This window comes from Alistipes sp. ZOR0009 (genome assembly GCF_000798815.1).
GTDB lineage: Bacteria > Bacteroidota > Bacteroidia > Bacteroidales > ZOR0009 > Acetobacteroides.
In genome coordinates this window covers 1-10,023 of the sequence record NZ_JTLD01000064.1, presented here as the reverse complement: position 1 = coordinate 10,023, position 10,023 = coordinate 1, and the positions used below count along the sequence as shown (strand labels likewise).

Annotated in this window: 7 protein-coding genes; 5 read left to right on the top strand and 2 right to left on the bottom strand. The window is 48.0% G+C overall.

The features are described from left to right. Both L990_RS15555 and L990_RS15550 read right to left on the bottom strand, forming a co-directional pair. Positions 1-2,179, bottom strand: a 2,179-nt coding sequence (locus L990_RS15555) for a glycosyl hydrolase family 95 catalytic domain-containing protein (protein WP_081981756.1), incomplete at its 3' end; no start/stop codon positions are given. Positions 2,180-2,233: 54 nt separating this feature from the next. Continuing rightward, positions 2,234-4,102, bottom strand: coding sequence for a glycoside hydrolase family 35 protein (locus tag L990_RS15550; protein ID WP_052181077.1), 1,869 nt, complete (start codon positions 4,100-4,102; stop codon positions 2,234-2,236). 490 nt (positions 4,103-4,592) lie between these two features. Between L990_RS15550 and L990_RS15545 the strand changes: the two genes are divergently transcribed. The 5 genes from L990_RS15545 to L990_RS15525 are packed head-to-tail and all read left to right on the top strand — an operon-like array spanning position 4,593 to position 9,625. Further along, positions 4,593-5,300 (top strand): 4Fe-4S dicluster domain-containing protein, encoded by a 708-nt coding sequence (locus L990_RS15545; protein ID WP_047451271.1) that lies wholly within the window; start codon positions 4,593-4,595, stop codon positions 5,298-5,300. Between the two features lie 40 nt (positions 5,301-5,340). Then, positions 5,341-6,408, top strand: a complete 1,068-nt coding sequence (locus tag L990_RS15540) for a heterodisulfide reductase-related iron-sulfur binding cluster (RefSeq protein WP_047451270.1) — start codon at positions 5,341-5,343, stop codon at positions 6,406-6,408. 25 nt (positions 6,409-6,433) lie between these two features. Next, the gene (locus tag L990_RS15535; protein WP_047451268.1) at positions 6,434-7,477 is read left to right on the top strand and encodes an FAD-dependent oxidoreductase; all 1,044 of its coding nucleotides are present in this window, start codon (positions 6,434-6,436) and stop codon (positions 7,475-7,477) included. 2 nt (positions 7,478-7,479) lie between these two features. Then, positions 7,480-7,815, top strand: coding sequence for a 4Fe-4S dicluster domain-containing protein (locus tag L990_RS15530; protein ID WP_047451266.1), 336 nt, complete (start codon positions 7,480-7,482; stop codon positions 7,813-7,815). Beyond that, positions 7,808-9,625, top strand: a complete 1,818-nt coding sequence (locus L990_RS15525) for a (Fe-S)-binding protein (protein ID WP_052181076.1) — start codon at positions 7,808-7,810, stop codon at positions 9,623-9,625. Before L990_RS15530 ends, L990_RS15525 begins: the two co-directional genes overlap by 8 nt. Positions 9,626-10,023 lie beyond the last annotated feature (398 nt).

Genomic DNA, 10,023 nt, shown 5'->3' with positions numbered 1-10,023 from the left:
GCCCATTTACCCTTACCGTTACCTTTTGTGCCTTAGCACTAGTAACGGCATATCGGGTAACCTTACCATCCTTCCACGAGCAGTCGACCGTAAAACCACCTCGCGCCTTAAGTCCCTTAAAGCTTCCCTCTTTTGCCCACAGCTTAGGGATTGCAGGCAGCAGCACAATGGCTCCTTCGTGCGACTGAAGCAGCATTTCTGTAATGGCTGCAGGAATTCCAAAGTTTCCATCGAGCTGAAACGGAGGGTGGCTACAAAACAGGTTAGATAGCGTATTGTACTTGAGTAAGCCTCTAACCATAACTGCGGCTTTCTCTCCCTCGCCAAGACGAGCCCAAAGCGCGCAACGCCAAGGCCAAGTCCACGAGCGGCGGCTATCTCCCACCGTCGATTCTACCGTAAATGGGGTATTCTCATTGCTACCATAGTTTCCGCTACGGCTTCTCAGCGATATAACAGCAGCCTTTGCAAGATCAGGCGTCTTCGTCAACCCAATTTGCCTCCCTGGATATACGGCAAACAGGTGCGAGGTATGCCTATGCTGATCGTTCGGATCATCCCTATCCTCCTGCCATTCCTGTAGCTGCCCCCACTTACCAACCTTGTTCGGAGCTAAGCGCGCCTGCATATCGGCAATCTTTGCCTGATAATCGGCATCAGCATTCAGCACTCTAGCAATAACGAGGTAGTTTTGAAAAAGATCCCACACAATCTGCTGATCCATCATCACGCCATCCTCACGTGGTCCGTGCTCGGGCGACCAGCCGTTTGGAACCACCAACATACCGTTGGGCAAACTCTTAAGCTGATCTTCCCAGTAGTGGCATATTTCCTTAATAACGGGATAGGCTACCTTACGAAGGTATTCCCGATCGAGGGTAAATGCCCAATGCTCGTAAAAGTGCTGGGCGTACCATGCGCTAGCGGGAATGTTCCACTCCCAACCGTTACCTCCAAATATATTTTGGCTAGTACGAGCAGTCCATCCTCTAGTCTTATCCCCAAAAGCTTTGCGGGTGGCATTACGGCAAGGCTGCTGAGCGGCAACCACAAAATCGAGCAACGGAACATGGCATTCCGAAAGGTTGGTAGTTTCGGCAGCCCAATAGTTCATTTGCACATTTATGTTGTTATGATAGTCGCTAGCCCAAGCAGGCTCATTGCTATCATTCCATAATCCCTGTAGGTTGGCGGGTAATCCGCCCTTGCGCGACGAGCTGACCAAAAGATATCGGCCGTAGTAGAACATCATCTCCTCCAAATCGGGATCTAAACCTCCAGCCCCATATGCCTTAAGCCGCTCGTAGGTTGGCAAGCAGGCCACATTGGCAGCTGTCGTACCCACATCAATGGATGCCCTCGATAGTAGCGAGGTAATATCCTTAAGATGGTTCCTTTTAAGATTGTCGTATCCTAACCTCTGCGCATTGTCAATCTCCTTCTTTACCAGTGGCAGCGGATCTGCTCCACGCCAATTGGAGGCATAGTCGGGCTTATAGCTAGTTCGGGCATCAAGGAGCAACGTCAGCTTACTACATCCTTGAAAAACGACGCAACCTCCATCTGCCTTAACAGTTCCACCTTCTGCAACCACCTTAACAATGGCTGCATACTTTAGGTTATTGGCCATTTCGCCTAGCAGCTGCACCTCTCCCTTTGACGCCTTCACAGCTCCTCCTTTTTGTCCTCCTACCAGCATAATCTTGCCAGATAGAATTCCCTTTTTACTGGCGGAGTAGGAAAAGGCCATCACCTGATTCGGATGGCTAGCAAAGCCTTCGCGAGTAAACCTTACCCCATCCTGCATAAAGGTTGTGGTATGAATTCCGTTATCGATATCCAACGAACGAGAGTAGCTCGAAATAGCTCCACTACGATCAAACGAAATCAGCAGTTCTCCGAAATTCCGGTACGAACCAAAGCCGTGATCTCCGAGCTCATACTCCCCATCCCAGTTGTTATCACCCGACCATAGCGACTGCTCGTTAAATTGGATCCGCTCCTGCTCCACTCCTCCAAAAAACATGGCTCCCATACGCCCGTTACCTATGGGCAACGCTTCGGCCGACCACTCCTTGGCTGGCTTACTGTACCACAGCCTATGCCCCGTATCCGCCTGCGCCAACGAGGCTATTGCCCCCAAGCATGTAATGGCAACAATACCTATTTTTCGTAGCATATACACTTTGTATTCATGAAAAAAAAACGGCCACAATAGTGGCCGCTCGTAAACTTAATTTATCTGCTGAACGGCCGTTGGACCGAAAAACATCTCATCTTTTAGATCATCTAGGATGGAATGGTCAAGCCCCTGCAGCTTGTTCTGCTCCATCTTGAGCATCTCAAAAACAACCACCTCATTCTTTCCCTTCTTGAGCCAAGGAGCCGGAATATAAAGCGTTTGCTGTGGTCCCACATTCCAATATCGACCAATATGATGCCCATTTACCCATACCGAACCTTTTCCGAACGAGCTCATATCAAGATAGGTGTCGGCAGCCGAGGCAAGCGTAAACGTACCTCTACGAATAATAGGGGCCTCATAGGTTGCACCAACGCTCTCCTTCTTATATTTAATGTTAGCCACATTCTCAAATGGGAAACCGTACATCTTCCACGAACGAACTTCCTTTCCATTAAACAGCACCTTGCCTATAATCCCCTTCTTATTCTCATTCAGATACTGACCAAAGTTTAGGCGACCTAGGTTTTCGATAAGGATAGACAGCTTGGCATTGGGCTTCTTACAATCAACCCAAATTGAATCGAGCTTCTTGCTTCTGACAAGCAATCCCAAACGTTTACCATCTACAAGAACAACACCATAGTCGCGTAGTCCATTAACCTTTAGCCATCCTTTACCTGCAGGTAGCGTACTTTCGTATAGCACGTAACCATAACCTTGATCCATATCCTCAAAGCTCTTTGGTGTCTCCGACACAACCGGTTTTGGCAGATTATTCCACAAGGTAGCTACATCCGACAAAGTAAAAGAGGGAATAGCCATTGCCTTTTTAGGCTGAGGCACCTCCGGTAACGTTGCTCCTGTAGGATGATACTTCGCTACCATTTCGCGGTAGGCGTAGTACTTAGGGGTAGCATTACCCGCCTCGTTTATTGGGGCATCGTAGTCGTAACTTTGCGTTTGCGATTGGTAAGGCATGCCATCGTCATAGTTAGCTCCATTCATAAATCCAAAGTTAGAACCGCCATGAGCCATGTACATGTTCAGCGAAATACCATTTTTAAAGATTGGCTCCAGATGCTCTACCATCTTTTGGGCAGATGCAACATGGTGCTTCTTTCCCCATACATCAAACCAAGCAGGATACCATTCTGACACAAAGTAGGGCGCCTTACCATTAATCTTATCCTGAGTGCTCATAATTACGTCCGACTTCATGCCACCATTAACGGCAGCATATACGCCCGGTAAATGACCATTCTCGGCAACATAGGGAGGATCGCAGGTAAAGAAGTCGCACGAGAAACCAGCATCCCTAAAAGCATCCCTATTCATGGCTAAGTACTCCTTATCTGAGCCAAAGAACCCGTATTCGTTCTCGATCTGAACCATCAAAATAGGTCCCCCGTTTTGCACCTGAAGCGGAGCCAGCTGCTTACCAACCTCCTTTATGTAACGACGGTAGGCATCCATAAACACAGGATCTTTCGTTCTAACCTTGATATTCTTATCCTTTAACAGCCACCATGGATAGCCTCCAAACTCCCATTCGGCGCACGCATAGGGACTAGGACGAAGAATTACCCACAACCCAACCTCCTGTGCCAGCTTCACAAACTTGGCAATATCTGCGCTACCGCTAAAGTTATACTTGCCCTTATGGGGTTCATGCACATTCCAGAACATGTAAATGCTGATGGAATTCATCCCCATAGCATGTATCATCTGCAAACGATCTTTCCAGTATTCGGGTGGAACACGGTATGGGTGAATCTCCCCACAAAAAAACTGAATAGGCTTTCCATCGACTAGAAAAGCGTTCTCGCCAATTTTAAACGAGTGCTTTTGCTGCGCAAGGGCAGGTTTAGAAGCCTGTAGCGCAAGCAGCGCTAACAAAACAACAGCTATCCTTCTCATTTGGTGTTTAGTTTTAAACTATATGCTCAAATTCATCAATCTATCCCTTTTACAAACGTTAAAACCGCTGCTCTAAAATTTATAGTTGCCCAGCAGCAACCTCCACTCTAAAGAGCAGTTCCCATCGCTAAAAATATGCATGTTTTAGTTGCCAACAAACAGATTACAAACCAATAGAGAAAAATTCTTTACCTACAGGTATGTATTACATATGGCATATATCACATTCTTAGAGTAATAATCTTATGTTAATTTGAAAGGTTTTTACAATTCCAATAAAAGGAGATTAGCGCAATGGTCGTGCTAGAGTAAAAAAGAAACTACCAGCTAAAATATACTAGCCTAAATTCATTTATTTATAGAGTTTATAAATTTCAATTCAAGCACCTTTTTTGATGCATTATATCATTAATATTTCTACTTTTACACATAGCATGCGTTTCTTTACAAATGTTAAATAATTATCGACAAGAAGTTTCAGCAACATAAGATGTTATACGAAGAACTAAAACAAGACATTCGATTTAACGAAGGAATCAACTCCTGCATGAGCTGTGGTACCTGTACCGCTATTTGCCCAGCAGCAGAGGTGTATCCATACCAGCCAAGGTCTATTGCAGAGATTGTTTCGACCAAAGACGACCACCAAATAGAGGAGCTGCTAAAAAGCGACACCATTTGGTACTGCGGCGAGTGCATGTCGTGCAAAACCCGCTGCCCCCGAGGAAATGCTCCGGGCCTAATTATCATGGCTCTGCGCGCGCTATCCATCAAAAAAGGGTTCTTCACCGAGTCGGAAAAAGGAAGGCAGCAGCTGGTGCTAAAGAGAACCATTGGCGAATGGTCGTATAAGCACGGATACTGCATCCACGTACAGCACCTTAATACGGAAATGTTTCCAGAGTTAGGTCCCATATTCGACTTTGAAAAGGCAAACATCGAGGCGCTAATGGAGCGCGTTGGGGCCAGCTACAACCAGGACAAGCCTGGAGCTCTTCGCAAGATTCCTCAAGACGCCCTCGACGAGATCAACAGCATTTTCGAGGTAACAGGTGCTCATGCGCAGTTTAGCCATATCGAGCAGGAGTCGTTCAAAAAAGCGAAGGAGATGAAGTTAGACCTTAAGCCATCTGGCATAGATTCTGAATATATCCACCATATTTTTACCCATAACGACGAGGACAAGCACTCGTGCTAAAACCGTTCTCTAAGCCATCTTGTAATTAAATCGTATACGAATGAAAATTGAAGGCAAAAAGAAGCTTTGGGCAAAGTACCAAAAGGAAATTGCAGACAATGACTACTACTATGCGCGTAGCTGCATCCGCCAAAACTTTTTCCCTGGCTCAGAATCAACCTTTCTACGAATACTAAGAGACGAACTCAATAAGAATATACTCGACGATCCGAGGCATACCACCTGTACCGGCATCGCCTACCATACCGATCTGGTGCCACTCGAAACTACCATGACCGTAGTAGCCCGCCAGTTTGCGCTAATGCACGAGGCAGGACTTGAAAACTACGTAGCCAGCTGCGTAACTTCGTTCGGGATTTATACCGAGATACTCGACATGTGGGAGCACCAGCCTGAGCTCGAAGCCAAGGCCCACGAGCTGCTCTATAAGGCCACCAAACGCGAGTTTGTTAAGCCCAAAAATCTGGTACATACCAGCGATATCATCTACAAGTACAGGGATGATATTGCCCAAAAGGCGGCTTACCGACTTATCAACAAGGAAACGGGAGAACCCTTGAAGGCCGTAGAGCATATAGGATGCCACTACGCCAAGATGTTCCCCCACAAGGGCGTTGGCGGTGCCGAATATCCGCACGTGCTATCGGGCATGATCGAATCGTGGGGTGGCGATGTAATAGACTATCCCGAACGCAGGCATTGCTGCGGATTCGGATTTAGGCAGTACCTGGTAAAGGCAAACAGGGGCTACTCCGTTACAGCGTCAAAAACCAAGTTCGAATCGATGGAGCCTTACAAGCCCGATTTCATTCTTAGCAACTGCCCCGGATGCGCCTACTTTATGGATAGATGGCAGTACGTAATTGCCGAAATGGAGGGTAAAACCTACGACGATAAGGGACAGGGCATCCCATCGCTCACCTACGAGGAGCTAGCGGGGCTGGTTATGGGCTACGATCCGTGGGATTTAGGGCTGCAGCTACACCAGGTTAACGTAGAGCCGCTACTTCAAAAGATTGGGGTGGAGTACGATCCCAACAAAAAGTTCTTTAGTAAAGATGGCCGAGACTTAGGTAAGCCCGAGAAACCTGAAGTCCTAATTTTTTAAGTAAGAACCTGTATTTGTACAATATATGATTTACGAGCAAGAAAAGAAAATAGCAATTGTAGGTGGAGGTGTTGCAGGAATGCAAGCAGCTAACGTGCTTGGACGACTGGGGTACCAGGTTACCCTGTTTGAAAAAGCAGAGCAGCTAGGCGGAAACGTTCGCAACTGGAGTAACCTCTTTCCCCACCACGAAAGTGCCAACGATGTTGTATCGAGGCTGCAAGCTATGCTTATAACCCACGCCAACATCAAGGTTCTAACCTCCACGCCCATCGATAACGTCGATGTGGATGGCCACAAGGTGGTGCTAACGCTCCCCGACAGGCAGGAGGATTTTGATGCCGCCATCCTCGCATCTGGCTTCGAACCTTTCGATGCCACCAAAAAGGAGGAGTATGGCTACGGGGTATTCGACCACGTAGTTACTTCGGTAGACTTTGAGTTTGCTGAAAAAAATGGCACCATAGACAAGCTAGTCCCTACCAAGAAGTCCAAAATAGGGTTTGTACATTGCGTAGGGTCGCGCGACGAGAAGGTATGCAACGAGTACTGCTCTAAGGCATGCTGCATCACCGCCGTTAAGCAGGCCATAGAGGTGAAGAAGATGAACCCAGAAGCCGAGGTTTACTGCTTCTACATGGATCTTCGTCTATTTGACCGACACTTCGAGGCCATGTACAAGGAAGCTCAAGAAAAGTGGGGCATACAGTTTATCAGGGGTCGCCTTTCGGAGGTTAACGAAGATAGGCACAGCAAGCTCGTTGTTCGCGTAGAGGATACCCTATCGCGCCGCCCCATGAAGCTCTCGCTAGACCTGCTGGTGCTTATGGTTGGCATGGTGCCATCGGTAGGAACCGAGCATTTTGCCGAAACGCTAAACCTGAAATCATTCGACGATAAGTTTATACAGGAGGATGGGCACGTGCTTACCGCCCAAAACATGGATGTACGCAAGGGTATTTTTGTTGCAGGTACGGCCAAAGGCCCTTCTACCGTTAAGGAAACCATTGCCGACGCCAAATCGGTAGCCATCAACGTACATTTTTACATAAAACATATGCTTCAGTAGTAATGAGTAAGTTTGGCTTTGCAATAAAAAAGGATAGCATCTTAGAGCTGGACAAGGCGAACCTTTCGCTGAGTACCTTTCTAAAAGAGCAGTATCCTGCCTACAAAACCTGCATCAACTGCGGCATATGCTCGGCCGTATGCACGGCAGCTCAGCTTACGGCATTCAACATCCGAAGCATCAAGCTAAAAATAGACAGAGGTGATATTGCCAACCTGGCCCCAGAGCTTGCCCTGTGTATGCTTTGCGGCAAATGCGAAATGGCCTGCCCGCGAGGAATCAGCAATCGTCGAATCACCCTTTTAATTAACCAATACCTAAAGGATAATAATGGATAGATTTGACATTTTTGTACTACCCTTTACTATCGGACTGGCATTTGTTGTAATATACTACATCGTTCAGCTGTTTCGGTGGCGTAGCCAGATTCCCCAAGAGGAACGAACCAAGCTAAACGCCATTTTTAAATCGCCCGTTAAGTTTTTTTGGTACGGGATAGATGTCATTAAGGAGAGCTTGCTGCACATCAACCTTTTTAGAACCAACCTGCTGCTCGGATTTATGCACATGAGCCTTGCCTTTGGCTGGTTTATGCTGATCATCTGCGGCAACCTCGAATCGAAGGTGTACACCAACAGCCATCTAAACCCTCCCTACTTTCCCATATTTTTAAAGTACTTCATCCCCGATATGACCAAATACCCCCTCCATAAGGTATTTGCATTTGTAATGGATTTCTTCCTTCTGATGGTGCTTACAGGGATAGCACTAGCGCTAACCAAGCGGTTTATATCCAAAAAGTTTAGCATCGCCAAGAAGCCCAAGTACACCGCCATCGATAGGGTTGGCCTTTACTCGCTTTGGCTCATATTTCCCTTCCGCTTCCTAGCCGAGAGTCTCAACGCAGGAATTTATAAGAGCGGTGGATTTCTGACCCAGAACGTAGGAAACCTCCTAAACGATGCTGGATTTGCCGAGAGTTCGGCCTACACCGCCTGGTGGGGCTACTCCATCGCCCTGGGGATATTCCTGTGCTGCGTACCTTTTACGCGCTACATGCACATCCTCTCCGAACCCTTCTTCATCTTTTTGAAGCATGCCAAGGTAGATGCCAGCAAGTTTCAGGCCGCCTACAACGACATTCAGGTTAAAAGCTGCTCCAAGTGCGGTGTATGCCTTAACGCCTGTCCGCTGGTACCAAGCAACGTGGAGGGCAATCCACAGCCCATATACCTGCTTAACGCCCTACGCCATGGTACCCTTACGCCCGAGATGGCCGACACCTGCCTTAACTGCCGCCGATGCGAGGAGAAATGCCCGGTAGGAATCACCATCGAACCGCTAAGAATGGCCCTAAAAAAGGGAGCTAGCATGGAGCCCAACCTAGAGTATACCACCCTAGCTGAATACCCTAAGGCCAAAGTTGGATACTTTGCCGGATGCATGGGCAAGCTAACCCCGGCCACCACGCAAAGCCTTGAGAAGATAGCCAAAGCCGCCAACGAATCGTTCGTACAGCTCGATAAGGAGAGCGGCATATGCTGCGGTCGTCCGCAAAAGCTGGCCGGACAGGATGCCGTTGCCCAACGCCTTATTGAAAGGAACAAGGAGCTCCTAGCCCAAAGCAAGGTGGAGCTGCTGGTAACCTCCTGCCCCATCTGCCTAAAAACATTTAAGGACGACTACCAGCTGAATATCCCCGTGCTACACCACACGCAGTACATCAAAAAGCTGCTGGATGCACGAAAGATTGAGGTTAAAAACGATGCGAAAAGAACCGCCTACCACGACTCGTGCGAGCTGGCACGCGGCTGCGGAATAACCGAAGAGCCAAGGTATATCCTAAAAAGCAGCTCATCGTTTGTGGAAATGGAGAGGCAGCACCGAGGCCAATGCTGCGGAAACAGCTTAGCGCACACAACACTCACCTCGCAAGCAAAGGCATCCATTGCGGCCATCACCGTCAGCCACCTACCCGAGCAAACGCAGTATCTCATTACCAGCTGCCCCGCCTGCAACAAGGCCTTTAAGGGCAGCAGCAAGGTGGAGGTACAGGATATTGCCGTTTTTACAGCCAACAACCTTACCCCCGTAACCCACGTAGAGGAATCGCTACACGGGGTGGCAGCAACCGCTTCAGCAAAATAGGCAGCAGCCAACCAAAAATATAGCAAGGGCTCTCCCTATAGTGGTACTTACATCACTTGGGAGAGCCCTTCTTAGCAACTAGCCAACCGAGCTGAAATAAGAAACGCTCAACCGTTCTATTACCCCATTCCATTCGCTCTGCATCTTGCGGAATTCACGCTAGAGGCCTAGGGAACTCTCCGCAATTTGCGGAATTCACTCTAGAAGCCTAGGGAGCTCTGCGCCGTTTGCGGAATTCTCACTAGAAGTCTAGGGAGTTTTGCGCAATTTGCGGAATTCATGCTAGAAGTCTAGGGAGCTCTGCGCTATTTGCGGAATTCACGCTAGGGGCATTAAGGGTGCTTCGCCAGTAGGCTGCTAGACGGAGTACGCCCAACTATTAAATTCGCCTACCCAAA

Bases quoted from the DNA above. Each gene is read 5' to 3' on its own strand.
- L990_RS15550 (WP_052181077.1), bottom strand. From the start codon at position 4,102: ATGAGAAGGATAGCTGTTGTTTTGTTAGCGCTGCTTGCGCTACAGGCT.
- L990_RS15545 (WP_047451271.1), top strand. From the start codon at position 4,593: ATGTTATACGAAGAACTAAAACAAGACATTCGATTTAACGAAGGAATC.
- L990_RS15540 (WP_047451270.1), top strand. From the start codon at position 5,341: ATGAAAATTGAAGGCAAAAAGAAGCTTTGGGCAAAGTACCAAAAGGAA.
- L990_RS15535 (WP_047451268.1), top strand. From the start codon at position 6,434: ATGATTTACGAGCAAGAAAAGAAAATAGCAATTGTAGGTGGAGGTGTT.
- L990_RS15530 (WP_047451266.1), top strand. From the start codon at position 7,480: ATGAGTAAGTTTGGCTTTGCAATAAAAAAGGATAGCATCTTAGAGCTG.
- L990_RS15525 (WP_052181076.1), top strand. From the start codon at position 7,808: ATGGATAGATTTGACATTTTTGTACTACCCTTTACTATCGGACTGGCA.